Genomic DNA, 24931 nt, shown 5'->3' with positions numbered 1-24931 from the left:
TTAAAATGATTACGTATTAAAATTAATATAGATAAATGGAAAAGTTAATTAATGAGTTTTCAATAGGATTATTCTTCTGGCAATTGGTATTGTTCATAGGACTAGTTTTGCTTTTAAGAAAATTTGCTTGGAAACCTATTCTGGATGCTGTTGAAAAGCGTGAAGATGGTATTAAAGATGCCTTAGATTCTGCTGAAAAGGCAAAATTAGAAATGACTAATCTTCAAGCTGATAATGAAAAGTTATTAAAAGAAGCTAGAGCAGAACGTGAGGCAATGTTAAAAGAAGCACGTGATATCAAAAACAATACAATTGAAACTGCTAAGGGTGAAGCTCAAGAACAAGCTAATAAAATAATAGAGCAAGCACAAGCGGCTATTGAAAGTGAAAAGAAAGCAGCAATGGAGGAACTTAAAAATCACGTTGCTAGTTTATCATTGGAGATAGCTGAGAAAGTAGTACGCACTGAATTATCTAACAAAGGCAAGCAATTAGAATTGGTTGAGACTATGTTAGCTGAAAAAACCTCAAAATAAGATATAATGGCGGGAGCAAGAGCAGCAATACGTTACGCAAAGGCGGTACTGAGCTTAGCATCAGATCAAAAAACAGCGGATGTTGTGAATACTGATATGAAGCTAATTGCAAATACCATTTTAGAAACTAAAGATTTAAGCGAGATGCTTCAAAGTCCTGTAGTACCTTCTTCAGCTAAAAAAGCAGTTTTATTAGAAGTTTTTTCAAAATCTAACAAAACTACATTAAGCTTAATCGATGTTTTAATCACAAATAACAGAATTGACCTTTTAGGACAGGTTGCTTCAAAGTACAATACGTTATTTGATGTATCAAAAGGTATCGAGTTTGGAACTGTAACAACAGCAGTAGCTTTAACAGCAGATTTAAAGAAGCAAGTATTAGCTAAAGCTAAAGCACTTACAGGCAAAACTGTTGAAGTAGAAAATATTATTGATGAAAGCATTTTAGGTGGTTTCATTTTACGTATAGGTGATATGCAATACAACGCAAGTGTTGCAAATCAGTTAAACAATTTAAAAAGAGAATTTACATTAAACTAAGATATTTATATATCTAAATAAATAATAAGATGGCAGAAGTAAAACCAGCTGAAATATCAGCAATCTTAAAAAAACAACTTTCAGGTTTTGAGGCTAGTGCTTCATTAGATGAAGTAGGAACTGTATTAACTGTAGGTGATGGTATTGTACGTGCTTACGGATTGTCTAACGCTCAATATGGTGAGTTAGTGGAATTCGAAGGCGGCTTAGAGGGTATTGTACTAAATCTTGAAGAAGATAACGTTGGTATCGTGTTATTAGGTGGATCTGTAGGTGTTAGAGAAGGTTCTACAGTAAAACGTACAGGACGTATTGCTTCTATCAATGTTGGTGAAGGAATTGTTGGGCGTGTTGTTGATACTTTAGGAAATCCTATTGATGGTAAAGGTCCAATTTCTGGTAAGACTTACGAAATGCCACTTGAGCGTAAAGCGCCTGGTGTTATTTTCCGTGAGCCAGTAACTGAGCCATTACAAACTGGTATCAAATCTATTGATGCGATGATTCCTGTAGGTCGTGGTCAACGTGAGTTGGTTATTGGTGACCGTCAAACTGGTAAAACAGCTGTTTGTATTGATACCATCTTAAATCAAAAAGAATTTTATGATGCAGGTGAGCCTGTTTATTGTATCTATGTTGCCGTTGGTCAAAAAGCATCAACAGTAGCTTTAATTGCTAAAACATTAGAAGAAAAAGGCGCATTAGCTTATACTACTATTGTTGCGGCAAACGCATCTGATCCTGCTCCAATGCAAGTATACGCCCCAATGGCAGGTGCTGCGATTGGTGAGTATTTTAGAGATACTGGTAGACCAGCTTTAATTGTTTATGATGATTTATCTAAGCAAGCGGTTGCTTACCGTGAGGTATCTTTATTATTACGTCGTCCACCAGGACGTGAGGCGTATCCAGGTGACGTTTTCTACTTACACTCTAGATTATTAGAGCGTTCTGCAAAAGTTATCAATGATGATTCTATTGCTAAAGACATGAATGATTTACCTGATTCATTAAAGCCATTAGTAAAAGGTGGTGGTTCTTTAACAGCTTTACCAATTATTGAAACACAAGCAGGTGACGTTTCTGCATATATTCCAACCAATGTAATTTCTATTACAGATGGTCAGATCTTCTTAGATGGAGATTTATTTAACTCTGGTGTTCGTCCAGCTATTAACGTAGGTATCTCAGTGTCTCGTGTTGGTGGTAATGCTCAGATTAAATCTATGAAAAAAGTAGCTGGTACATTAAAATTAGATCAAGCGCAGTTTCGTGAATTAGAAGCTTTTGCTAAGTTTGGTTCTGATTTAGATGCTGTTACTTTAAATGTAATTGAAAAAGGAAAACGTAACGTTGAAATATTAAAGCAAGCTCAAAACGATCCGTTTACAGTTGAAGATCAAGTTGCTATCATTTATGCAGGATCTAAAAACTTATTGAGAGATGTGCCTGTTGAAAAAGTTAAGGAATTTGAAAGAGATTTTATAGAATTCTTGAAAGCTAAGCATGCAGATGTATTAAGCACATTAAAAGCAGGAAAATTAACTGATGAGGTTACAGATACTTTAACAGCTGTAGCAAAAGATTTATCAGGAAAATATATAGCATAATTACGATTCCCACGAAAGTGGGAATCCTATTTCATATTTTAAAATATGGCAAATTTAAAGGAAATACGTAACAGAATATCATCAGTATCTTCAACGATGCAGATTACCAGTGCCATGAAAATGGTATCGGCTGCAAAGTTAAAGAAGGCACAAGATGCTATTACAGCAATGCGTCCTTATGCAGATAAGTTAACAGAACTTTTACAAAGTTTAAGTGCAACTTTAGATGCAGATTCTGGCAGTGCTTATTCTGAAAACCGTGAATTAAAGAAGGTGCTTCTTGTGCCTATTACTTCAAATAGGGGTTTAGCTGGAGCTTTTAATTCAAACATCATTAAGGAAGTTAATCGACTTACTTCTGAAACTTATGCTAATCAAGAAGTGTCTTATTTAGTTATAGGTAAAAAGGCAAATGATGCATTTAAAAAAACGGATAAGGTTATAGCCAATAAAAGTGAAGTATTTGATGATTTAACATTTGAAAATGTTGCTGAAATCGCCGAACTTTTAATGGATAAATTCGTAGCAGGTGAGTTTGATAAAATTGAAATAGTTTATAACAAATTCAAAAATGCAGCGACCCAAATTGTAATGACTGAACAGTTTTTACCAATTGTTCCTGTTGAAGGTGATGCCAATAATAATGCAGATTATATTTTTGAACCTTCTAAAATTGAGATTGTTGAAGAACTTATTCCTAAGTCTTTAAAAACTCAGTTATACAAAGGTATTAGAGATTCATTTGCTTCAGAACACGGAGCTCGTATGACGGCGATGCATAAAGCAACGGATAATGCTACCGAATTGAGAGATCAATTAAAATTAACGTACAATAAAGCGCGTCAAGCGGCGATTACTAATGAAATCCTTGAGATAGTTGGTGGTGCTGAAGCTTTAAATAATTAAAACAATTCTTCGGAATACTGAAGAATCTTCATATATGAAAGCCTCACTTTTTAGTGGGGCTTTTATTTTTTTAAATTTTATGTAACATTTTTTTGATTTTGAATCTAAAGGGAAAATCAATTTAAAATGTATATCATGAAATTAATTAAAACCTTTGTATTTTTAATAGTTATGTCTTTCAGTATGTTGTTAAATGCTGGAGAAAACCCATCTTTTAAAGTAGATGTTGTTGGGCATGGCACCCCCGTTTTATTATTCCCTGGATTTGCGTGTACTGGTGATGTTTGGAATGACCTTGTAGAGGACCTATCAAAAACAAATCAATGCCATATATTTACGTTTGCCGGATTTGGTGATGTAGCACCTATAGAAAAGCCATGGTTACCAAAAGTTAAAGAAGGGGTGGCAAGGTATATATCTGATAAGCATTTAGAAGAATCAATAATTATAGGTCATAGTTTAGGAGGTTCTCTTGGATTGTGGTTGGCTACTGATCCAGACGCCAAGTTTAAAAAAGTAATTGTTGTAGATGCCTTACCTTCCATTGGTGCTTTGATGATGCCTAATTTTAAAAGTGAAAACGTAAAGTATGATAACCCCTATAACAGGCAATCTTTGGAAATGAATGCTCAGGCTTTTGGAACCATGGCTACCCAAATGGCAAAGGGTATGACTTCAAAAGAAGATAAGCAAGTGCTCATTAAAGATTGGATTTTAAAGGCAGATAGAGCGACTTATGTCTATGGTTATACAGATTTAATGAAATTAGATTTGCGGGAACCTATTGCAGCCATAAAGGTTCCTGTGACTATTTTAGCGGCTACTGAACCATATGGTCAAGAAAATGCTAAAAAGAACTATAACACGCAATATATGAATCTTGATAACTATACTATTAAATACGCCAAAGGTTCAGCGCATTTTATAATGTATGATCAACCAGAATGGTTTTTAAACCAAATTAAAACTGAATTAGAATAATTTATGAGTGATTTACAATCTAAGTTTGATATCATATACAATTCTAATTACCCTAAAGTACACCGATTGTGTTTAGGTTATACCAATGGTGATGAGGCATTAGCTAAGGATATAACCCAAGATGTTTTTATTAAAGTTTGGGAAAATTTAGGAACTTTTAGGAATGAATCTAGTTTACCCACATGGATTTACAGAATAACAGTAAATACATGCTTAATGAGTCTTCGGAAAAAGAAACCTGTTGATATTTCAAGCCATCTTAATGTATTACAAAGCACAGAGGATGCCGTCCAAGAAGAGGACAAGTCGAATAAAATAAAACAATTATATAGCTGTATTAATACGCTTAATAGTCATGGTAAAAGTATTATTCTACTTGAACTTGAGGGTCTGCCGCAAAAAGAAATTGCTGATGTCATGGGGATGAGCCATGAAGCTATCCGCGTGAGAATTCACAGAATAAAGGAAAAATTAACTAAATGTGTAAAGAAATAATGAATTTTGAAGAATTAAAATCTCAATGGGAAAAGCAGCCAACCGTTATAGCACCCCCTAATGGAGTAGAATTGATTGTTAAGAAAACAGCATTATTAAAAAAGAAGCAACGTATAACTAATGTTGTATTAGGAGTTACAATAGTAGTTCTAATTGGATTCTTTTTTTATATCGCAGCCTATAATAATGTTAAAGTAGCCTTAGCGTTAGGATTAATGGTCGGATCTTTATTGACAAGAATAATAATAGAGCGTTTTAGTATTGAAAAACTTGGGCAAGTTAATCTTGCTGTTAAGGCAAATACCTTTAAAAATATAATAACCAATTATTATAAACAGCGTATTAAGACGCACTATATTATTACACCTATTGTGTTTGCTGCATACTTCTTAGGTTTTTCTTTGCTATTGCCATTTTTTAAAGAAGGTTTATCTACAGGGTTTTATTATTATATCCTAGTATCTGGATTCGCATTTTTTATAGTAATGGGTATTTTTATTAGAAAACAAGTCTTAAATGAAATATCAATTTTAAAACAGATGCAAGCCTAATTTTGCTAACTTAACTAAGAATATAAAGCGGCACATTCAGGCTTTTTAATGAGGTTAAATAAGGATTGGTAGTTTTGAATGAAATCCATACGTTCATGCGATAACTAATCTTTGGTTGGCATTGGTGAAAAACGTACTTTTAGCGGCATAAAAATATAAGTATTGAGCGCACTTAAGTCATTATTTAAGCAAACATTCATCTATGGATTAGCAACCGTATTACCCAGAATGTTAAGCTTTCTGCTAGTAAGACTCCATACAGATGATGAAGTATTAAAAACAGTTGCAGACTACGGAAGCGTATCCATTATTTATTCTTACTTTGTTTTATTTAATATTATTCTGGCTTATGGGATGGAAACCGCATTCTTTAGGTTTTACAATAAGGAGGATGATAAAGATACCGTTATCGGTACCTCTGTAATATCCCTGATATTTACATCTTTAGCTTTTTTTGTTTCTGCTATAGTATTCAGAAATCAAATCTCCAATATTGTAGATATTAAATTAGAATATATCAATTTAGTCATTTGGATTTTATTATTTGATGCCCTAGCAATTATGCCATTTGCATGGTTAAGAGCTAATGCTCAACCCATACGTTATGCGGTAATTAAAATATTAAACGTTATAATCAATTTAGGTTTAAACCTGTTTTTTCTTATTTGGTTGGATAATTTGGCATTAAAGTCTCCTATTTTTGATGCGATTTATAGGCCAAATTTTGAAATAAATTATATTCTTATTGCAAACTTGATTGCCAGTGCGGTGACACTGCTAATCATGTTACCGCTTTACTTCAAGGTAAATTATATCTTTAGCAAACAACTCTGGAAAAAGATGATGCGTTATGCATTTCCAGTTTTTATTGCAGGACTTGCCTTTTCAGTGAACGAAACTTTTGATCGTATTCTACTCGATAAAATATTACCTGAAGATATTGCCGAAACACAAATAGGAATGTATTCGGCCTGCTATAAATTGGCTCTGTTTATGACCCTTTTTGCTACGGCGTATAGGCTTGGTATAGAACCATATTTTTTTAGTCATGCTAAGGCTGAAAACCCGCAAAAGAATTACGCCAAAATCTTGGAGTTTTTTGTCATTTTTGGTGCCTTAATTATGCTTGGTGTTATTGTTTTTGCCGATGTATTAAAAGTCATTCTTATTGGTGATGAAGGGTATTGGTCAGCCATGTGGATTGTGCCTATTTTATTACTAGCCAATTTCTGTTTAGGTATTTATCATAACTTATCTGTTTGGTATAAGATAACGGATAGAACTAAATTTGGGGCATATATTTCTGTTTTTGGAGCGGTTTTAACCCTAATCTTAAACTTATGGTTAATTCCTATAATGAGTTATAAGGGATCTGCTATAGCAACCTTAGCGGCATATTCATCTATGATGCTATTATCATTTTATTTTGGCAGAAAATATTACCCCATACCTTATAATTTAAAGAAAATAGGACTATACATGCTTCTAAGTATTACATTTTCAATAGTATCTTTCTATCAATTTAGAGGTAATTATTTTATTGGAGTAACTATGTTAATTGTATTTTTGAGCATCGTTTATTTTTCAGAACGAGAGGAAATAAGAAAACTTTTAAATAAGAAAGTATGAAAATCAAAATCATAAACAAATCCAATCACGACTTACCACATTATGAAACCGTAGCGTCTGCGGGGATGGATTTACGCGCTAGCTTATCAGAAGATAGAATTTTAAAACCTTTAGAACGAAGTATTGTTGGCACAGGTTTGTATATAGAACTTCCTGTTGGTATTGAAGCCCAGGTAAGGCCTAGGAGTGGATTAGCGGCAAAAAAAGGGGTTACAGTACTCAATGCACCAGGAACAATTGATGCGGATTACCGAGGAGAAATTGGTGTTATTTTAGTTAACCTATCGAATGAAAATTTCACTATACAAAACGGCGAACGTATTGCTCAATTGGTTATTGCCAAGCATGAAAGAGCAGAATGGGAGCAAGTAGTAAAACTCTCTGAAACCGATAGAGGTGAAGGTGGTTTTGGTAGTACTGGAGTCAAATAATAAAATAGCTATTAATAAAACTAAACAGTAGAAAAATGAAAATTATTGTCCCAATGGCTGGACGCGGTTCAAGATTACGTCCTCACAGCTTAACAGTACCTAAACCTTTAATACCTGTGGCTGGCCAACCTATTGTTCACAGATTGGTTAAGGATATTGCCAAAGTTTTAAAACAACCTATTGATGAGATAGCTTTTGTTTTGGGAGACCCCGCTTGGTTTGGTGATGATGTTGTAGAAAGTCTTAAAACGTTAGCAACAAGTTTAGGTGCCAAAGCATCCATTTACCGACAAGATAAACCTTTAGGCACAGGTCATGCTATCATGTGTGCAAAACCTTCTTTATCCGGTCCTGCAGTAATTGCTTATGCCGATACTTTGATTAGAGCTGAATTTGATTTAGACCCAGAGGCTGATAGTGTTATTTGGACGAAGCAAGTAGATAATCCAGAAGCTTATGGTGTTGTAAAACTAAACACAAACGAAGAGATTGTTGAACTTGTTGAAAAACCTGAAACCTTTGTGTCTGACCAAGCAGTGATAGGAATCTATTATTTTAAAGATGTTGGCGTTTTGAAAGCAAAGCTGCAAGAGATATTAGATGAGAATATAATGAATGGTGGGGAATACCAAATAAACGATGGTATCAAGCGAATGATGGCAGACGGTAGGGTGTTCAAAACAGGAACTGTTGATGAGTGGATGGATTGTGGAAATAAAGCCATTACCATTGAAACTAATCAACGCATGTTAGGTTTTTTAAAGTCAGATGGTGAAGAACAGCTTGTTGCTTCTTCGGCTATACTAGAAAATTCAAATATCATCGAGCCTTGTTTTATTGGTGAAAACGTCGTGTTGAAAAATTCAACGGTTGGACCTTTTGTATCCATAGGAAATGATTCGGTTATTGAAAATTCGACTATTGAGAATAGTTTAATTCAAACAAATACTGAAATCAGGAATGCCAATTTAAATAATGCTATGATTGGTAATTACGTGAAGTATAATGGTGAATTTACCAGTATTAGTATTGGTGATTATTCTGTTTTAGAATAAAAATAGCGCATTAAATTATGTACGTTGTTCTTTATTCATTTCAAGTGAAGCCCCAGCAGGAAGAGAGCTTTCTTAAAGGGTGGAAGGGGTTAACTGCATTAATTTATAAGCATGAAGGAAGTTTAGGGTCACGCTTGCATAAAGAAGACACCTTAGAATATATTGCTTATGCGCAATGGCCAAGTAAAGATCAATTTGATAACTCTGGAGGAAACCTTCCTAAAGAACAGGCTGATAAATTTAGAGGTCTAATGCGTAAATCTTGCAGTAAAATAGAGATTTTGCATAAATTTGAAGTAGTTGAAGATTTACTTGCCGATAAATTATATGATTAAAAAGGAGTTTTATATATTAGTTTTGTTCCTCGGGATTTTATTAATGCCGCACTTGAATTATGCTCAAGTTGATTTTAATAAAACACCAGATGATGATTTAGGTGATAATGCAGATGAGTTTCAAGAACTTTTTTATGAGGGATTAAAACAGAAAGGCATTGAAAACTATGATAAAGCGGCTGAAGCATTTTTAAAATGTATTGCTTTAGACCAGTCTATCCCGGTTTTATATTTTGAATTAGGAAAATGTTATAACAGCCTAAATAATTATTCATCCGCTGAAGAGGCGTTAAAAAAGGCCGTTGAAAAAGACCCTGATAATGAATGGTTTCTTGATGAGCTTTATGGTTTTTATGCGTCCCAAAATGAACATGAAAAAGCACTTCAAACAGTAAAACAACTCGTAGAATATCATCCGGATTATAAGGAGGATTTAGCTGCCCTTTATGTGCGAACAGAACAGTATGATGCTGCACTTTTAATATTGGATGAAATGGATGCTGAATATGGTGTTTCAGTGAGTCGCGATATTTTGCGAAACCGAATTTACGAAGCGACAGGAAGGAAAGACGATCAAATTAAAAATTTACAAGATCGCGTTGAAAGCAATCCTGAAAAAGAGGCTAATTATTTAGCCCTTATTTTCCGTTATAGTGAAAATAACGAAAAGGAAAAAGCCTTTGAAACAGCGCAGGCCCTTTTAAAAATAAATCCGGATTCACAAATGGTTCATTTAGCCTTATATAAATTTTATTTAGATGATAATGAGATTGATAAAGCTATAGAGTCTATGAAAATTGTAGTGAAAAGCCCAGAAATTAAGTCTGAAGCCAAGCTTAAAGTACTCACTGACTTTGTGAATTTTGTTGGAGAGCATCCCGAGTATGAGGGAGATTTGGTTGAAGCCACAGCAATGGCTAGTAATACAAACGATAGTAAGACGGTCATTGAGTTAGGTCAGTATTATCTAGCTAAAGGAGATAAGGTTAAGGCTTTAAATTATTTTGAAGAAGCCTTGAAATTGGAGCCTAATAACTTTAGTGTTTTAAATAATATACTTTTGCTTTATATCGACTTTGAAAAATATGATATTGCCGAAAAGGTCAGTAATGGCGCTCTTGAAAATTATCCATCACAGCCCATATTTTATTTAATCAATGGGGTTTCTAATAATGCGCTAAATAAACCTCAGAACGCTCTAGATGCTCTAGAAATAGGTTTAGATTACATTATTGACGATGTTCATATGGAAGCTGATTTTTATAAGCAAATGAGTAAAGCATATGGGTCGTTAAACAATACTGTAAAAGCAAAAGCGTTTAGTGATAAAGCAAAACAAATACAATCTACAAATTAATGGGGAAATACGTATATGTAATTATTAGCACTGTTTTACTGTTGAGTTTTGGATGTAAATCAACTAAGTCTGTGGCTGTTGGCAATGAGAATTTTAATTTGTCTACAAAACAACTCATAAAGGAAAATGCAAAACAAGCTGCTGAATTCAAGACCCTACAAGCCAAGCTCAAAATAACTGTTGAAGAAAAGGGGAAGTCGCAAACGCATGCCGTTAGTTTTAGAGCCGAAAAAGATAAAGTATTATGGATAAATGCTTCATTTTCGGTTATCAGGGCTATGGTAACCCCTGAAAAGGTGCGTTTTTATAATAAGCTAGACAATACCTATTTTGATGGTGATTTCCAATACCTGAGTGATTTATTAGGGACTGAATTGGATTTTCAGAAGGTTCAAAATTTGCTATTTGGAGAGACTTTGTATACATTGAAATCTAGTGATTACACCTCATCTGTAGATGATGAATCATACATTGTTCAGCCCAAAGACCAACAAGAATTATTCGAAATATTTTTCCTGTTATACCCTACCAATTTTAAGGTGAAATCTCAACAAATTTCGCAAGCTAAAGAATTTAGACATTTACAAATAGATTATTTGGTTTACCAGGAGGTTGATAAATACATCATGCCAGAACAAATAAAAGTGATAGCTGTTGAAGGCAATGAAGAAATAGTGATTAAATTGGAGTATAAAAATCTTGCTTTCAATGATCAGCTACGTTTTCCGTTTAAAATACCTTCAGGTTTTAAAAAAATACAACTTGAATGATATCTATAAAGTCCGCATATAAATTCTGTTTTTTACTGCTGTTTTTGTTTTCTAGCACTATGGTTGTAGCGCAAAACAATAAGCAAAAACAGTTAGAATCTAGACGCCAAGAATTGCGTAGAGAAATTCAAAAAATCAACGCGCTACGTACCGAAAATAAATCTAAGGAGCGGTCTGAATTGTCTTTAATTGAAGATTTTAATTATAAAATAAGTGTGCTATCAAATTTAATTAAAGTAACAAATCAGCAGGCAAATTTATTAACAAGAGAAATTAATACAAATCAAAAGCACATAACGAGTTTAAGAGACGAATTAAAGCAGCTTAAGGCCGATTATGCAGCGATGATAGTGAAGTCTTATAAAAGTAAAAATCAGCAAAGCAGGATTATGTTTTTGTTGTCCTCTAATGATTTTAAACAAGCCTATAAGCGCCTGCAATATATCAAGCAGTATTCAGACTATAAGAAAAAACAAGGAGATATTATTAAGAGTAAAACCACTGAATTACAGGAAACGAATATTAAGCTATTGAAACAGCAAGAGAGTAAACGAACACTGATAGCTGAAAATAGGGAGGTGCAAAAGTCTTTAGAAAAAGAGCGAGCACAGCACCGAGAATTGATGACATCAATTAAAAAGAACTTATCATTGTACGCAGCGCAAATCAAACAAAAACAAAGAGAAGCTGCTAGAATTGATCGAGAAATTGATAAAATAATTAGGGCTGCAATTGCAAAGTCAAATGCTAAGGCGGGCAAAAAAGCAAATTCCACAAGTTTTGCACTTACTGCTGAGGAGAAGGTATTAGCATCAAATTTTATTGCTAACAAGGGAAAGTTACCTTGGCCTGTAGAACGTGGCGTAGTAAGACTTGGTTATGGTACACAAAGACATCCTATTAATAGATCATTAACCATTAAAAGTAACGGTGTGCGGATTGCCACCTCTAAAGGTGCAAAGGCAAGAGCCGTTTTTAATGGAGAGGTTAGTGAAATATTAAAGCTTAAAAATGTGAATCCTATTGTTATGATTCGCCACGGGAATTATTTGACTATTTATAAAAACCTAACATCAGTGTATGTTAAGAAAGGAGAAAAGGTAACTACTAAGCAAGAGATTGGCGAGGTGTTTACCAATCCTAGTAATGGAGAAACCATCTTGAGTTTTACCATCTCTAAAGGATTTTCAACAGAAAACCCAGAAAGTTGGATTTATAAGATGTAGTTCTTTTTATTTGAATCTTATTATGATCCTTTGAAATTCTAAATACAAAGTACCCTCCTTGGAAATTAATAAAACAATGCTTTCAATTCGGTAGCATCAGAAGGTTTTATTTTACCCGCAAGTAAGAGACTCAGTTGTTTTCTTCGCAGAGCAGCATCATAGCGGTCTTGTTCAAGCGCCGATTCAGGGATGACTTCAGGAACCGTTATAGGTCTTCCAGTTTCATCTACGGCAACAAAAGTATAAATAGCTTCATTAGCTTTGGTACGCTCACCAGATTCTCGATCTTCGGTCCACACATCAATATATACTTCCATTGAGGTTTTAAATGCCCGAGACACTTTAGCTTCAACGGTAACTACGCTACCTAAAGGTACAGCCCTGTTAAAGGCCACATGATTTACAGAAGCAGTTACCACAATACGTCTTGAGTGTCGTCTTGCAGAAATGCTGGCTGCACGATCCATACGAGCCAACAACTCGCCACCAAATAAATTATTTAGAGGATTGGTTTCACTAGGTAAAACCAAATCAGTCATTATTGTTTTTGATTGTTCTGGGGTCTTTGCCTTCATTACACGTTTTTTTGGCAAAGGTAAAACGAATATTTATGTAAGACGAAAATGAAGTGATAAATATTAGGGTATTGTCCTATGAGTTTATAGGCAAATTAAGGAACTAAAACAGGCTTCCTAATGAGAAGTATAAGGTTAAAAAGTATAAGGTATTTTACCTAACTACTAGGTCTTAAAGGTTGTCTACCTTTATCCAAGCATCATTATTATGCGTTTTTCTAATAACGCGAATGGCTTTTAAGGCTTCTTTACCAGTTTCATAGCTACCATAAACAACTTCATATAAGCCCGAATTATTCATGCCAATATTTCTAGCTTTATATCCTAAGGCCCTAAGTTGTTCAACTTTTTTAACCGAGTTTTCTTCAACTCTAAACGCACCAGCAACAACATGATAGTTCCCTGATTGTTTGGTAAGGTTTAAGGTGATAGCTGGAAGCGGATTTAGATTAAAAGTGGCTTCCTGTATTTTAGTATCAAGTAATTTTGTAGCTTCTTCTTGTGCTAATTGATTATGTGTTTCAATTTGATTTACATAAAATTTAGATGCACCAAAACCACCAAGTGTAAGGGCAATTAGAGCTACAGCCGCATATTTTAAATAAGGTTTAGCCTTACGTTTTTCAGGAGTTAAAGCAATAGGAATAACACGTTCAATGTTTTCAGCTTCTTTCTTGAGTTTCTCCCGTGTTACCTCAGGGCTTACAAACTGAGACAAACCAAAAGCATCAGTTAAATAATTCAAATGATACTCGGGCTCAAATAGAATTTTACCTTCGTTATTCAAAACAACCTCTCCAATATGCTTAAAAGTAAGGGTTTCTCCTTGTGTTAAATATGATTTCAATAACTTAACCCGTCTTGCTATTTTTTTATTGGCATCTTCAAAAGGGATCTTTTCCACATCGGCAATATAATGGGCTAATAAACCATCATTTTGCTGAATTTGTTCATTAAAAGAGAGCACTTTTTTAGGTGCATAAAAGGTATTTGACTCTTCATCAATAGTGGCAGATACAGATTGTGTTAAAAACGAACCAAATTCAGGAACGGTGACACACTCATATCTATATAGTAAATCGCTTATGTAGGTTTCTAGTTGCATAAGATCAAAGTTAAAAAATTATACTTTTATTAAAAATTTCGACGAAAGAATTTATTAACAGTGTAAAAATTTCTTTACTTGTGCTTTAGTAATCAATAGGATACCATGAGCGAAAATGATTTACTTTATACATTAGCCTTACAGCATGTGCCTAATATTGGGGGTGTAACGGCAAAAAAAATGATTGCACATTGTGGATCTGCTGAAGCTGTTATTAAAGAAAAGAAACAAAAATTGCTTAAAATTACCGGTATTGGCCAATATATTTTAAGTGAATTGTATAATAAGAATCATCTCAAAGAGGCTGAAAAAGAAATTGAATTTATCAGAAGAAATAGTCTAGAAGTCTCTTACTTTCAAGAGGAAAATTATCCCGAAAAGTTAAAACACTGCATTGACGGCCCCATATTACTGTTTCAGTCAGGGGCTATTGACCTAAAACAACAACATATCATGAGTATTGTAGGTACCCGTAAAATAACCAATAATGGCATTGCTTTTTGTGAAAAATTAGTGGAAAATTTGGCCCCATATAACCCGGTAATTGTATCTGGTTTTGCCTATGGAACTGATATCACCGCACATAGAGCAGCCATGAAGCATAATTTACAAACCGTGGCTTGTTTAGCACATGGATTAAATCAAATATACCCGAAAGTTCACAAGAAATATATGGTTGATATGGAGAAAAATGGTGGGTTTTTCTCTGATTTTTGGAGTACCGATACTTTTGATAAAAACAATTTTTTAAAACGAAATAGAATTATTGCAGGTTTAAGCGAAGCAACCATTGTTATTGAATCTGCTGAAAAAGGAGGGAGTTTAGTTACTGCTGATATTGCTAATTCGTATAATCGTGATGTCTTTGCAGTTCCCGGAAGGCCTACGGATAGTCAAAGCATAGGTTGTAATAATCTCATAAAACAGCAAAAAGCTCATATGATTACAACGCCATTTGATATTCCTTATTTGTTGAATTGGCAGTTAGAGGATGATATAAAACCAGCAATTCAGAAGCAACTTTTTGTGGAACTAGACGCTGATGAAAAATTAGTTTATAACTACCTAAAAACTGAAAACAAAAAGCAACTCGATGTCATTGCCATTACTTGTGCTTTGCCTATTTATAAAGTTGCTAGTATGCTTCTCACTATGGAGCTGAAAGGTGTGATTAGGCCCTTACCGGGTAAATTGTTTGAGGCCATTTAAAAGTTGATTTTCAAAATCCAGATATCTTCGAAATCATCTAGATTTGAAAGCTCTTTTTGCTTTTCATAGATGATACTTGGATCCTCATCATGTATGAGATAAATATAGGTCCAATCATTTTTAGGGTTAACATAAGAATTACAATCAAATCCTTTTTCTTTTAAATTGCTCATCCAATTGGACGCATTTTTTTTTGATGAAAATACATTGGTTACTAGGTAATAGCCTTTTTCAATAGATGGAATCGCGGCGGATTTAATATTTTTTATTTTTTGAAGATTTTCGTCTACATCTGGTTTGGTGTTTTTATCAATAACTAGAATAGATTCTGTATTGGTTTTAGGTTCTAAAAAAATTGGATTTATTTCGGTTTCAAAGGCTACGAAAAACAAATAAAAGCGGTCGGCTTTCGAGTTAAATCTAACCTGAGCATGCCTCATATTATTTGAAATAATAGTATTGTTAGTATTTGGGATTTGAATTTTTAACAGATCAAAACCTAAGGTGTTTTTGCTATTAGGTTTTCTATCGGTAAAAACACCTTCCCCCATAGATATACTGCTGTTAAAAAAATTAAGTTTAGGTCTAGCCTTGTTAAATAACGGAATATAGGTTTCATTTTTATAGTCTAAGAATGAACAAAAATCGGTTTTAAATTTTTGATCGCCTTCAAGAGCGCCAAGTAAAAGGGAGGTTTTTATTTCGCCAGTTTCTGATGCTTTGAAATCCTCGAAGGTGATTTCTACAGGCTTTTTAAAAACATCAACAAATCCGTTATATGTGGTGAAGTATTTTGGTTTGCTTTGTTCATCCTCATAGATAACATAAAGCAACCAACCACCTGCTGATCCGCCTGAAACCTGACCTTGCGTGGCTCTTATATTGGCCACAGTATAATTGCCATGAACCTGTTCTGCATTTTGTAATATTGTAGTCACATCAGCATAACAAACATAGGGCTTAATGTCAGGAAATGATTTTTCGTGATTATAACTATCGTAAATAACGGTTCCGTTAATTGGGGTATAAGTGCTATTTGGTGTTTTTAATAATATAGTATTGACATCTGTGGACTGCCTTTCAGAGCCTTCATAAATGGTTTGTTTAATATGCTTATTTTTACCTTTAAGTTGTTTAGTGGATGTGCGTCCTTTTTCATATTTATAAATAGCACTCCAATATAATGCAGCATATTCTATTTTTAGCTCTTTTTGATTGGTCTTTAATGTTGCTTCACTAGAACTGAAAGTGCTCTTGTCTTCATCGATATCAATATATTTTAATTTCAATACATCATTGAAAGACTTGCCATCATAAGGCTTAGTGGCATGAGTACTCACTATATTATTTCCTATTAATACAGAGTGCCCTTTTAAATATACTTTTTTATTTGAAGAAAATGGCAGGCCATTTTGGGCATGAAAATGACAGACAGCTATTAACGATAATAATAAAGCTTTTCTGTACATATGTTTAGGTTTAATTAATAACCAACTTTTTCTCTAACTCGTTTTAAAACAGTATTGGCTACTATGCTTGCTTTTTGGGCTCCAATGGCTAATGCTTTATCAACCTCCTCAAGATTGTTCATAAAGTAGTTATACTTTTCGCGTTGAACAGCAAATTTTTCCACGATGAGTTCATAAAGTGCTTGTTTTGCATGACCATAACCATAATTGCCATTTTCATAATTAGCTTTCATAGCTTCAATTTGGGATGCGTTAGCCAATAAGTTGTATATAGCGAAACAGTTACATGTTTTCCAGTCTTTTGGATCTTCAAGAGGTGTGCTATCGGTTTGAATACCCATAATTTGTTTGCGTAACTTTTTGTCCGTTAGAAAAATATTGATGGTATTGTTTCTACTTTTACTCATTTTTTCACCATCAGTTCCAGGAATCAACATGGTATTCTCTTGAATTTTGCCTTTTGGCAATACAAAGGTTTCACCAACTTTTGCTTGAAAGCGCGAGGCTACATCACGTGTCATTTCAATATGTTGCAATTGATCTTTTCCAACAGGAATAATCTCGGCGTCATATAATAAAATATCAGCCGCCATAAGCATTGGATAAGTGAATAAACCAGTATTAACATCTTCCAGTCTATCGGCTTTATCTTTAAAACTATGTGCTAACGTTAAACGTTGGTAAGGAAAAAAACAACTGAGATACCAAGATAATTCTGTGACCTGAGGAATATCACTTTGTCTGTAAAATACAGTCTTATTGACATCTAAACCAAATGCTAGCCAAGTGGCCGCTGTGGAATAAGTGTTTTCACGCAGTACATTTGCGTCCTTAATTTGCGTTAAGGTGTGCAAATTTGCAATGAATAAAAAAGAATCATTTTGCGGGTCTTCTGCCATTTTAATAGCAGGAAGTATAGCTCCTAAAATATTTCCTAGATGAGGTGTTCCTGTACTTTGTATTCCTGTAAGTATGCGCGCCATAGTTTTTTAATAAGGCGCAAATTTAAAGATAAGTTCTCCAATAAAAAAAAGAGACAATAAGTACTTTAATTAAATCGAGCATTTCTGTGTGACTCGAATAAGTATGCCATATATCAATATTTTTAGTTTAGGTGTCTTAAAAATAATCAATTTATAATAGTACTTTTAGGGCGCATGAAAATTTTGAAATACATATTTTGGACGCTTTATCGCATTTGGTTTTATGTTTTGGTAACTTTACCAATACTTGTATTGTTTCCTATTCTATTAATTTCAATTTCAAAGGAATCATGGTATCCCCTCTTTTTTAGATTAGCGCGTTTTTGGGCCAAGTTTATTCTTCTCGGAATGGGATTTACCTATAGCATTAATCGGGATGAAATTCCTAAGGCGCATGAAAGCTATATGTTTGTTGCTAATCATACCTCCATGGCAGATATAATGCTTATGTTGGTTACTGTAAAAAACCCGTTTGTATTTGTGGGGAAGGCTGAATTAGCAAAAATACCATTGTTTGGATTCTTTTATAAAAGAACCTGTATTCTGGTTGATAGGAGTTCACCAAAAAGTAGGCATGCCGTGTTTTTAAGAGCTCAAAAAAGGTTGCAATCGGGCTTGAGTATTTGTATTTTTCCAGAAGGTGGGGTTCCTGAAGAGCATATTGAATTGGATGAATTTCAAAATGGAGCCTTTCGTTTAGCTATTAATCATCAAATTCCTCTTGTGCCTATAACATTTGCAGATAATAAAAAGCGATTGTCTTATACTTTCTTTAGTGGAGGCCCTGGAATAATGCGTGTAAAAATGCATGAATTTATTACAACGAAAGGATTGGGTATTGAGGACACAAAGCCTTTAAAAGATGAAACTAAAGAGGTTATATTGAAACAGCTTCAAGTTTTTAATCCAAAAGTAAATAGCTGAGAATGGGATGCCATCAAAATTTTATGGCAAATCCTGTATAAACACCAATGAAGAAGGGTGTGAAATCACCAGTAGTATTACTAAATGTATTAAATTGATATTTAAATGTAGGTTCTAAATTCAAATCAATTTTCTTGGTAAACCTATAATTTAAGCCAAGCCCAAAATTCGCACTGTAGCTAACATCATTAATATTATTAGCCTCCCCTAAGTATGTTTTTACACCATTATCTCTTTCAGAATAGATCTCGTTGCTATCTAGAAAGAATGAGCTAAAACCTCCAATTACATTAAGGCCTAATCTTTTGTCAATAAAAGTATATTGAATTTCAAGCGGTACTTCAATATATCCAAAGGATTGATTAATGGAGGTGTTTATGTCTGAAATAGGGGGTGCCGAAGCATTGCTTTCTAAATTTTGACTACTACCAACCGCTATACTAGAAGCAGATTTGTCAACATTTTTTAAGGAGCTACTACTGCTACCTGAAGTAGTTTGAAAAACAACCACGTCATTGGTATTATAGCCTAAATTTACTTTATTAATTCCAGATCGAATTTTAAGTTTTTTGTTTAAAGCATAGCTTGTTGCGATACCATAACTCATGTTTACGTCTCCTGTTTTAGAATTCGAGTTGAACTGGTTATCTATTGAAGATCCTTCATTTAGCGTGTTAAAATAAACCGGTGCAATATTTGGTGCTACGCTCCACCTGCTTTCAGGGGTGTTATCGGCAATAACATCTTTGTTTTTATCTAAAGCCTCTTCTATGGTTAAACTGTTTTTTTGTTTTGAGTTGTTTTGAATGTTGTTTTCAGGAAGTTCTTTTATCCTGTCATTGTCATTAAGGGCAATATTGTTTTTAGAATTTCCTGCTATGAGTTCATTTTGTTTTTTATCGTCGACTAAAGGCGTATTAAAGTCATCTGTTTTAATGGATTCGTCAGTTTTGGAATTTGCGATGGCACTACTACCATTAGGGGTGTTTGTCAAAGCAATGGACTCCTCGAAAGAAGTATTCTTGTTTGGCTCAGGTTTATTCGAATTATTATTTACAGAAACTGGAGTTTTAGCAATAACTTCAGAATTTGAAACTGCGATAGCTGAAGATTCTTGTGGCAATACCTCTGAATGGTCAGCTGGTTCTGCTGAATTATTTTTCGTTATAAACGTATTACTGGTGCCTGTATCACCTAATTGAATGGGAGAGTTGGTGTCAGAATTAGTCTTGTTTTCGATGGAGTTATCGTCAACAATTTGATAATTTGTATTAGACTTAGTATTGTTAAAATACATACCACCTAAAGACAGAAACAAAAGGAGTACAGCTGCAACGCCAGCATAGCGCCACCAAACAGGAATAACACGACGCTTCTTATTCTTCTTCTTAAGTTCAGCTTCGATATTTGCCCAAACGGCATCTCTAGGAGAAACTTCAAAGTCCTTAAAGCTTTCCTGAAATACTCTGTCAATATGTTTCTTTTCACTCATTTATAATGACTGTGACTGCTGCGCAATTTTAAAATCCGCGATAGTTTGTCTTAATATTTGTCTAGCTCGTGCTAAATTTGACTTAGAGGTTCCTAAATTTATGTCTAGCATTTTTGCAATTTCTTTATGCGAATATCCATCCAAAACATAAAGGTTAAATATTAACCTATACCTATCCGGTAACTCTTGAATGATTTCCAATAAATAATCAATAGAAATAGTATCTTCTTCAATATCTACTGTAACATCCTCAATTGTATTTTCTTTAATAAGTTCAAAAACCTTTTCATTTCTATAACGCTGTAAAACGGTATTTACGGTAATACGTTTCAACCAGCCTTCAAATGAGCCCTTATTTTTGAACTGTTCAATTTTATTGAAAATTATTAAAAACGCATCTTGCAGGTTATCTTCTGCTTCCATGCGATTTCGCGAATACTTCAAGCATATGGCGAAAAGTTTGCTGGAAAACAGCTTGTACAATTCACCTTGTGCTTTCGTATTTTGCTTTTTACAATTTTCTATGAGTTGTTCTAAACCCAAATTAAACATGTATTAATTAATACTCATCAATTGATTCGGTCCTGAATACTTTTGTGAAAGTAAAAGACAAAATTCAGTTAAGATTATTTCGCCTAGAAATCAAACCTCTAGCAAATTACAATAAATTTTTCACTAAAGGCAAAACTAGTCATCTATACATGTTGTATAATGAAGATGAATAATATTTAAAAAGGTTGCGTGAAATCAAAAAAAAACCCCGAACTAACGGGGTTTTTTAATTATTTTTCTGAAACTAGTGTTCGTACTTTAGCTTCAAGTTCATCCATGAGTTCTGGATTGTCTTTTATAAGTGCTTTTACGGCATCTCTACCTTGTCCTAATTTGGTGTCTTCATAACTAAACCAAGAACCGCTCTTTTTTACAACTTCAAAGTCTACAGCCAAGTCTAAAATTTCACCAACTTTAGAAACACCTTCGCCATACATAATATCGAATTCAGCCATTTTAAAAGGCGGTGCCACTTTGTTTTTAACCACCTTAACTCTAGTTTTATTTCCCATAACGCCACCATCGGTGCTTTTTATTTGAGTAGAGCGTCTAATGTCTAGTCTTACAGAAGCATAAAATTTAAGAGCATTACCTCCTGTTGTTGTTTCAGGGTTTCCAAACATTACACCAATTTTTTCACGTAATTGGTTAATGAAAATTACGGTACAGTTGGTTTTGCTAATAGAAGCTGTTAATTTTCTCAATGCTTGAGACATTAAACGCGCATGAAGTCCCATTTTTGAATCTCCCATTTCGCCTTCTATTTCACTTTTTGGTGTTAAAGCAGCAACTGAATCAATAACAACAATATCAATAGCACCTGAACGAATCAAATTGTCAGCAATTTCTAAAGCTTGCTCCCCATTGTCAGGTTGTGATATGATTAAGTTATCAATATCTACACCTAATTTTTCAGCATAAAATCTATCAAAAGCATGCTCGGCATCAATAAAAGCAGCAATACCTCCTGCTTTTTGAGCTTCAGCAATTGCATGTAGGGTAAGGGTTGTTTTACCTGATGATTCTGGACCATAAATTTCAATAACTCTGCCGCGAGGATACCCCCCAACGCCTAAAGCGATATCTAAACCTAATGAGCCCGAAGAAATTGCCTCTACATCCTGTATAGCCGCATCACTCATTTTCATCACGGTGCCTTTACCGTAAGCTTTATCTAATTTGTCTAATGTAAGTTTAAGCGCCTTTAATTTAGCGTCTTTTTCATTGCTCATTGCTCTAATTTTTTCTGAATTACGAATGCTAAATTACTATATCTTTCGTCATATCACAATAATAGTTTTCAACATAAATTTTTAAAATTCAGCTCATAAAAAATGGTGTTAAAAAATAATTCTTTGCTTTAGACGCAACCTTTTTTAAACTCATGTATCTTACTAATAAGTAAGAAGTTTTTTTGCTATCCAAAGTATCAAAATAAATTCTATACGACTAACTCAAACTAACTTGAAAGGGCACTTAAATAATGATTTAAGTGCTTTTTTTTATGGCAAAAATGGATTCAAACTTTTAAAATTGTATTTTTGCCCATTAAAATATTTCTTTATGTCGCCGTGTGCGACTTTAACCTTAAAAATTAGTATAGCATGCAACTGTACAATAAGTTAAGCGCAAAAGAAAGAGCAGAATTAATCGAGAAAGCAGGTAAAGATCGATTAACACTTTCTTTTTATCAATATGCCAAAATTGGCAATCCTCAAGAGTTTAGAGATCAATTATTTATTGTCTGGGATAAATTAGACGTTTTGGGTCGTATTTATGTGGCTACCGAAGGTATTAACGGCCAGTTATCACTGCCAGCAGATCGATTTAATGAATTCAAAGCGCATTTAGATACCAGAGATTTTCTTAAAGATATCAGATTAAACATTGCTGTAGAGCAAGATAATATGTCTTTTCTAAAACTAAAGGTAAAAGTGCGTAACAAAATTGTAGCAGATGGTTTAAATGATGAAACGTTTGATGTTACCAATAAAGGAATTCATGTTGGCGCTGATGCTTTTAATGAACTTATAGAAGATGAAAAAACGGTATTGGTTGATATGCGTAACCATTACGAAAGTGAGATAGGCCATTTTAAAAACGCTGTGACACCAGATGTGGATACCTTCAGGGAATCTTTGGATATTATTGAAGATGACTTGAAAGATCATAAGGAAGATAAAAACTTAGTGATGTATTGCACCGGTGGTATTCGTTGCGAAAAGGCTAGTGCTTATTTTAAGCACAAAGGATTTAAAAATGTCTATCAATTAGAAGGCGGCATTATAGAATATACGCGACAGATAAATGAAAAAAATCTTGAAAATAAATTCATAGGCAAGAATTTTGTTTTTGATGAACGTCGTGCTGAAAAAATTAGTGATGATGTGATAGCAAATTGCCATCAGTGCGGCACTCCTTTTGATGTCCATACCAATTGTGCTAATGATGCTTGTCATTTATTATTTATTCAATGTGATGCGTGTAAAGCAGAAATGAATAATTGCTGTTCTACAAATTGCAAGGACATTCATGCCTTACCTTTTGAAGAACAAAAAGCACTTCGGAAGGGACAGGGAAATAGCAATGATATTTTCAAAAAAGGACGTGCAGACCACTTACCCTATAAAAAAGATTTACGAAATATTTTTGAAACGTTCAAAGTGGATAAAAAATAATCCTGAAACGTATGCAAAAGATAGAATTAATGGCCCCTGCAGGTAACTTTGAGTCGTTGCAGGCCGCCTTAGATAATGGCGCAGATTCGGTTTATTTTGGCGTTGAACAACTCAATATGCGCGCTCGAGCATCTATTAACTTTACTTTAGATGATTTGCCTGAAATAGCAAACCGCTGTGCGTCAAAAAACGTAAGGAGTTATTTAACGCTTAATACAATTATTTACGATCACGATTTATCTATTGTAAAAACTTTAGTAAATAAAGCTAAGGAGGCTAATATTATTGCTGTCATAGCCATGGATCAAGCTGTGATTGCTATGGCCAGAGAAGCTCAGATGGAAGTGCATATTTCAACCCAAATTAATGTTACGAATATAGAAACCGTTAAGTTTTATGCCATGTTTGCCGACACTATGGTGTTGAGTCGGGAATTGAGTTTACGTCAAGTAAAAAAGATAACTGAGCAAATTGAAAAAGAGCAAATAAAAGGCCCTTCAGGACATTTGGTTGAAATAGAAATTTTTGGACATGGTGCGCTGTGTATGGCTGTTTCGGGGAAATGTTATATGAGTTTGCATTCTCAAAACTCCTCTGCTAACAGAGGAGCGTGCAAGCAAAACTGTAGAAAAAAATACACGGTCATTGATCAGGAAACAGGTTTTGAAATGGAGCTAGATAACGAGTATATCATGTCTCCCAAAGATTTGTGCACCATTGATTTTTTGGATGAGGTTGTAGATGCTGGAATCAAGGTTTTAAAAATTGAAGGGCGGGGACGCGCACCAGAATATGTTGCTAAAGTGATTAAATGCTACCGCGAAGCTATTGATAGTATTGAGAATGGTAGCTACGGTAAAGATGAGGTTATTTCATGGATGCAAACTTTAGAAACAGTTTATAATAGAGGGTTCTGGAGTGGGTATTATTTAGGACAAAAATTAGGTGAGTGGAGTAAAGGTTCAGGATCTCATGCCAAACAAAAGAAGGTTTATATTGGTAAAGGCACGCACTTTTTCCCAAAAGCCCAGGTGGGGGAATTTAAGATTGAAGCGTATAATATAAACGTTGGTGATACCATTTTAATTACGGGTCCAACTACAGGAGCACAAGAATTGGTTGTTGAAGAATTATTAGTAAACGATCAAAAATTAAGTGAAGGCACAAAAGGCGATATGATAACCATGAAGCTGCCTTTTAGAATTCGGCAGTCTGATAAATTATATAAATTAATTGAAAATAAGGTTGAAGCCTAATGGTGGTCATCACACTACAACGAAAAAAATGTATTGGCTGTAATTACTGCGTAGAGCTAGCGCCAGATCAGTTCCAGATGTCTAAGAAGGATGGAAAGAGCGTTTTATTACATGCCAATGACAAAAAGGGTTTTTTTACTTTAAAATCAAATGACGAGTTAATTTTTGAGCCATCAGACAATGCGGCAAAGGCCTGCCCTGTAAAGATTATATCTGTTAAGCAGGTCTAAGTTGTTGTAATCTTCCTTTTTAAGTCCTGATAA

26 protein-coding genes are annotated in these 24931 nt (G+C 34.1%); 19 read left to right on the top strand and 7 right to left on the bottom strand.

Annotation, left to right across the window (positions count from 1 at the left end; genetic code table 11):
- Positions 1–35 precede the first annotated feature (35 nt).
- The 14 genes from IE051_RS14620 (at position 36) to IE051_RS14555 (ending at position 12425) form a co-directional block, all read left to right on the top strand.
- Positions 36–536 carry a F0F1 ATP synthase subunit B gene (locus IE051_RS14620; protein ID WP_189361968.1) on the top strand — a complete coding sequence of 167 codons (501 nt, stop codon included), beginning with the start codon at positions 36–38 and terminating at the stop codon, positions 534–536.
- Positions 537–542: 6 nt separating this feature from the next.
- Positions 543–1079 carry an ATP synthase F1 subunit delta gene (gene atpH, locus IE051_RS14615; RefSeq protein WP_189361966.1) on the top strand — a complete coding sequence of 179 codons (537 nt, stop codon included), beginning with the start codon at positions 543–545 and terminating at the stop codon, positions 1077–1079.
- Positions 1080–1108: 29 nt separating this feature from the next.
- Positions 1109–2689, top strand: coding sequence for a F0F1 ATP synthase subunit alpha (atpA, locus tag IE051_RS14610; protein WP_189361964.1), 1581 nt, complete (start codon positions 1109–1111; stop codon positions 2687–2689).
- A 45-nt stretch (positions 2690–2734) separates the two neighbouring features.
- Entirely contained in the window at positions 2735–3595 is an 861-nt protein-coding gene (gene atpG, locus IE051_RS14605; protein WP_189361962.1) for an ATP synthase F1 subunit gamma, read from the top strand.
- A gap of 135 nt (positions 3596–3730) precedes the next feature.
- A complete protein-coding gene (locus IE051_RS14600) occupies positions 3731–4576 on the top strand; it encodes an alpha/beta fold hydrolase (RefSeq protein ID WP_229796829.1) in 846 nt (281 codons plus the stop codon).
- A gap of 3 nt (positions 4577–4579) precedes the next feature.
- A complete protein-coding gene (locus IE051_RS14595; protein ID WP_189361958.1) occupies positions 4580–5071 on the top strand; it encodes an RNA polymerase sigma factor in 492 nt (163 codons plus the stop codon).
- Entirely contained in the window at positions 5056–5622 is a 567-nt protein-coding gene (locus IE051_RS14590) for a hypothetical protein (protein ID WP_189361956.1), read from the top strand. The genes IE051_RS14595 and IE051_RS14590 overlap by 16 nt, the downstream gene beginning before the upstream one ends.
- A 162-nt stretch (positions 5623–5784) precedes the next feature.
- Positions 5785–7251, top strand: coding sequence for an oligosaccharide flippase family protein (locus IE051_RS14585; RefSeq protein ID WP_189361954.1), 1467 nt, complete (start codon positions 5785–5787; stop codon positions 7249–7251).
- Positions 7248–7682, top strand: coding sequence for a dUTP diphosphatase (gene dut / locus IE051_RS14580; protein WP_189361952.1), 435 nt, complete (start codon positions 7248–7250; stop codon positions 7680–7682). Before IE051_RS14585 ends, dut begins: the two co-directional genes overlap by 4 nt.
- Before the next feature lie 35 nt (positions 7683–7717).
- Entirely contained in the window at positions 7718–8737 is a 1020-nt protein-coding gene (locus IE051_RS14575; RefSeq protein WP_189361950.1) for a sugar phosphate nucleotidyltransferase, read from the top strand.
- Between the two features lie 17 nt (positions 8738–8754).
- Complete coding sequence (locus IE051_RS14570; RefSeq protein WP_189361948.1) at positions 8755–9072, top strand: antibiotic biosynthesis monooxygenase family protein; 318 nt, start codon at positions 8755–8757, stop codon at positions 9070–9072.
- A gap of 22 nt (positions 9073–9094) precedes the next feature.
- Positions 9095–10429 carry a tetratricopeptide repeat protein gene (locus IE051_RS14565; protein WP_229796828.1) on the top strand — a complete coding sequence of 445 codons (1335 nt, stop codon included), beginning with the start codon at positions 9095–9097 and terminating at the stop codon, positions 10427–10429.
- Positions 10429–11199: a lipoprotein insertase outer membrane protein LolB1 gene (gene lolB1 / locus IE051_RS14560; protein ID WP_189361946.1), complete on the top strand. Its 771-nt coding sequence runs from the start codon at positions 10429–10431 to the stop codon at positions 11197–11199. The genes IE051_RS14565 and lolB1 overlap by 1 nt, the downstream gene beginning before the upstream one ends.
- Positions 11196–12425 carry a murein hydrolase activator EnvC family protein gene (locus IE051_RS14555; protein ID WP_189361944.1) on the top strand — a complete coding sequence of 410 codons (1230 nt, stop codon included), beginning with the start codon at positions 11196–11198 and terminating at the stop codon, positions 12423–12425. The genes lolB1 and IE051_RS14555 overlap by 4 nt, the downstream gene beginning before the upstream one ends.
- Before the next feature lie 65 nt (positions 12426–12490).
- Here IE051_RS14555 and IE051_RS14550 read toward each other — a convergent pair whose 3' ends face one another.
- Together IE051_RS14550 and IE051_RS14545 are read right to left on the bottom strand one after the other, a co-directional pair.
- Entirely contained in the window at positions 12491–13000 is a 510-nt protein-coding gene (locus IE051_RS14550) for an acyl-CoA thioesterase (RefSeq protein ID WP_189361942.1), read from the bottom strand.
- Positions 13001–13172: 172 nt separating this feature from the next.
- Entirely contained in the window at positions 13173–14105 is a 933-nt protein-coding gene (locus IE051_RS14545; protein WP_189361940.1) for an HU domain-containing protein, read from the bottom strand.
- 105 nt (positions 14106–14210) lie between these two features.
- Between IE051_RS14545 and dprA the strand changes: the two genes are divergently transcribed.
- Complete coding sequence (gene dprA, locus IE051_RS14540; protein ID WP_189361937.1) at positions 14211–15314, top strand: DNA-processing protein DprA; 1104 nt, start codon at positions 14211–14213, stop codon at positions 15312–15314.
- On the opposite strand, the gene IE051_RS14535 is transcribed toward dprA, so the two are convergent.
- Positions 15311–16783: a hypothetical protein gene (locus IE051_RS14535; protein WP_189361935.1), complete on the bottom strand. Its 1473-nt coding sequence runs from the start codon at positions 16781–16783 to the stop codon at positions 15311–15313. The genes dprA and IE051_RS14535 overlap by 4 nt on opposite strands.
- 14 nt (positions 16784–16797) lie before the next feature.
- Positions 16798–17766 carry a tryptophan--tRNA ligase gene (trpS, locus tag IE051_RS14530; RefSeq protein ID WP_189361933.1) on the bottom strand — a complete coding sequence of 323 codons (969 nt, stop codon included), beginning with the start codon at positions 17764–17766 and terminating at the stop codon, positions 16798–16800.
- Positions 17767–17940: 174 nt separating this feature from the next.
- On the opposite strand from trpS, the gene IE051_RS14525 reads away from it, so the two are divergent.
- Entirely contained in the window at positions 17941–18690 is a 750-nt protein-coding gene (locus tag IE051_RS14525; protein ID WP_189361931.1) for a lysophospholipid acyltransferase family protein, read from the top strand.
- Between the two features lie 13 nt (positions 18691–18703).
- On the opposite strand, the gene IE051_RS14520 is transcribed toward IE051_RS14525, so the two are convergent.
- The 3 genes from IE051_RS14520 to recA all read right to left on the bottom strand — a co-directional run bounded on the left by IE051_RS14520 (position 18704) and on the right by recA (position 21966).
- Positions 18704–20182 (bottom strand): outer membrane beta-barrel protein, encoded by a 1479-nt coding sequence (locus tag IE051_RS14520; protein WP_189361929.1) that lies wholly within the window; start codon positions 20180–20182, stop codon positions 18704–18706.
- Positions 20183–20725, bottom strand: coding sequence for an RNA polymerase sigma factor (locus IE051_RS14515; protein ID WP_189362269.1), 543 nt, complete (start codon positions 20723–20725; stop codon positions 20183–20185). It abuts the gene before it with no gap.
- 239 nt (positions 20726–20964) lie between these two features.
- On the bottom strand, positions 20965–21966 hold the full coding sequence (recA, locus tag IE051_RS14510) for a recombinase RecA (RefSeq protein WP_189361927.1): 1002 nt from the start codon (positions 21964–21966) through the stop codon (positions 20965–20967).
- Positions 21967–22338: 372 nt separating this feature from the next.
- Here recA and trhO point away from each other — a divergent pair, with 372 nt between their 5' ends.
- The 3 genes from trhO to IE051_RS14495 are packed head-to-tail and all read left to right on the top strand — an operon-like array spanning position 22339 to position 24898.
- Complete coding sequence (gene trhO / locus IE051_RS14505) at positions 22339–23412, top strand: oxygen-dependent tRNA uridine(34) hydroxylase TrhO (protein ID WP_189361925.1); 1074 nt, start codon at positions 22339–22341, stop codon at positions 23410–23412.
- An 11-nt stretch (positions 23413–23423) separates the two neighbouring features.
- A complete protein-coding gene (locus IE051_RS14500; protein ID WP_189361923.1) occupies positions 23424–24668 on the top strand; it encodes a peptidase U32 family protein in 1245 nt (414 codons plus the stop codon).
- The gene (locus IE051_RS14495) at positions 24668–24898 is read left to right on the top strand and encodes a ferredoxin (RefSeq protein WP_189361921.1); all 231 of its coding nucleotides are present in this window, start codon (positions 24668–24670) and stop codon (positions 24896–24898) included. Before IE051_RS14500 ends, IE051_RS14495 begins: the two co-directional genes overlap by 1 nt.
- Positions 24899–24931: the final 33 nt, after the last annotated feature.

The sequence above is a fragment of the Algibacter mikhailovii genome (genome assembly GCF_014651495.1).
Classification (GTDB): Bacteria; Bacteroidota; Bacteroidia; order Flavobacteriales; family Flavobacteriaceae; genus Algibacter_E; species Algibacter_E mikhailovii.
Note: the sequence above shows the minus strand (reverse complement) of the source record. Positions and strands in the feature narration are given on the sequence as shown.

Bases quoted from the DNA above. Each gene is read 5' to 3' on its own strand.
- IE051_RS14620 (WP_189361968.1), top strand. From the start codon at position 36: ATGGAAAAGTTAATTAATGAGTTTTCAATAGGATTATTCTTCTGGCAA.
- atpH (WP_189361966.1), top strand. From the start codon at position 543: ATGGCGGGAGCAAGAGCAGCAATACGTTACGCAAAGGCGGTACTGAGC.
- atpA (WP_189361964.1), top strand. From the start codon at position 1,109: ATGGCAGAAGTAAAACCAGCTGAAATATCAGCAATCTTAAAAAAACAA.
- atpG (WP_189361962.1), top strand. From the start codon at position 2,735: ATGGCAAATTTAAAGGAAATACGTAACAGAATATCATCAGTATCTTCA.
- IE051_RS14600 (WP_229796829.1), top strand. From the start codon at position 3,731: ATGAAATTAATTAAAACCTTTGTATTTTTAATAGTTATGTCTTTCAGT.
- IE051_RS14595 (WP_189361958.1), top strand. From the start codon at position 4,580: ATGAGTGATTTACAATCTAAGTTTGATATCATATACAATTCTAATTAC.
- IE051_RS14590 (WP_189361956.1), top strand. From the start codon at position 5,056: ATGTGTAAAGAAATAATGAATTTTGAAGAATTAAAATCTCAATGGGAA.
- dut (WP_189361952.1), top strand. From the start codon at position 7,248: ATGAAAATCAAAATCATAAACAAATCCAATCACGACTTACCACATTAT.
- IE051_RS14575 (WP_189361950.1), top strand. From the start codon at position 7,718: ATGAAAATTATTGTCCCAATGGCTGGACGCGGTTCAAGATTACGTCCT.
- IE051_RS14570 (WP_189361948.1), top strand. From the start codon at position 8,755: ATGTACGTTGTTCTTTATTCATTTCAAGTGAAGCCCCAGCAGGAAGAG.
- lolB1 (WP_189361946.1), top strand. From the start codon at position 10,429: ATGGGGAAATACGTATATGTAATTATTAGCACTGTTTTACTGTTGAGT.
- IE051_RS14555 (WP_189361944.1), top strand. From the start codon at position 11,196: ATGATATCTATAAAGTCCGCATATAAATTCTGTTTTTTACTGCTGTTT.
- IE051_RS14550 (WP_189361942.1), bottom strand. From the start codon at position 13,000: ATGAAGGCAAAGACCCCAGAACAATCAAAAACAATAATGACTGATTTG.
- IE051_RS14545 (WP_189361940.1), bottom strand. From the start codon at position 14,105: ATGCAACTAGAAACCTACATAAGCGATTTACTATATAGATATGAGTGT.
- dprA (WP_189361937.1), top strand. From the start codon at position 14,211: ATGAGCGAAAATGATTTACTTTATACATTAGCCTTACAGCATGTGCCT.
- IE051_RS14535 (WP_189361935.1), bottom strand. From the start codon at position 16,783: ATGTACAGAAAAGCTTTATTATTATCGTTAATAGCTGTCTGTCATTTT.
- trpS (WP_189361933.1), bottom strand. From the start codon at position 17,766: ATGGCGCGCATACTTACAGGAATACAAAGTACAGGAACACCTCATCTA.
- IE051_RS14525 (WP_189361931.1), top strand. From the start codon at position 17,941: ATGAAAATTTTGAAATACATATTTTGGACGCTTTATCGCATTTGGTTT.
- IE051_RS14520 (WP_189361929.1), bottom strand. From the start codon at position 20,182: ATGAGTGAAAAGAAACATATTGACAGAGTATTTCAGGAAAGCTTTAAG.
- recA (WP_189361927.1), bottom strand. From the start codon at position 21,966: ATGAGCAATGAAAAAGACGCTAAATTAAAGGCGCTTAAACTTACATTA.
- trhO (WP_189361925.1), top strand. From the start codon at position 22,339: ATGCAACTGTACAATAAGTTAAGCGCAAAAGAAAGAGCAGAATTAATC.
- IE051_RS14500 (WP_189361923.1), top strand. From the start codon at position 23,424: ATGCAAAAGATAGAATTAATGGCCCCTGCAGGTAACTTTGAGTCGTTG.
- IE051_RS14495 (WP_189361921.1), top strand. From the start codon at position 24,668: ATGGTGGTCATCACACTACAACGAAAAAAATGTATTGGCTGTAATTAC.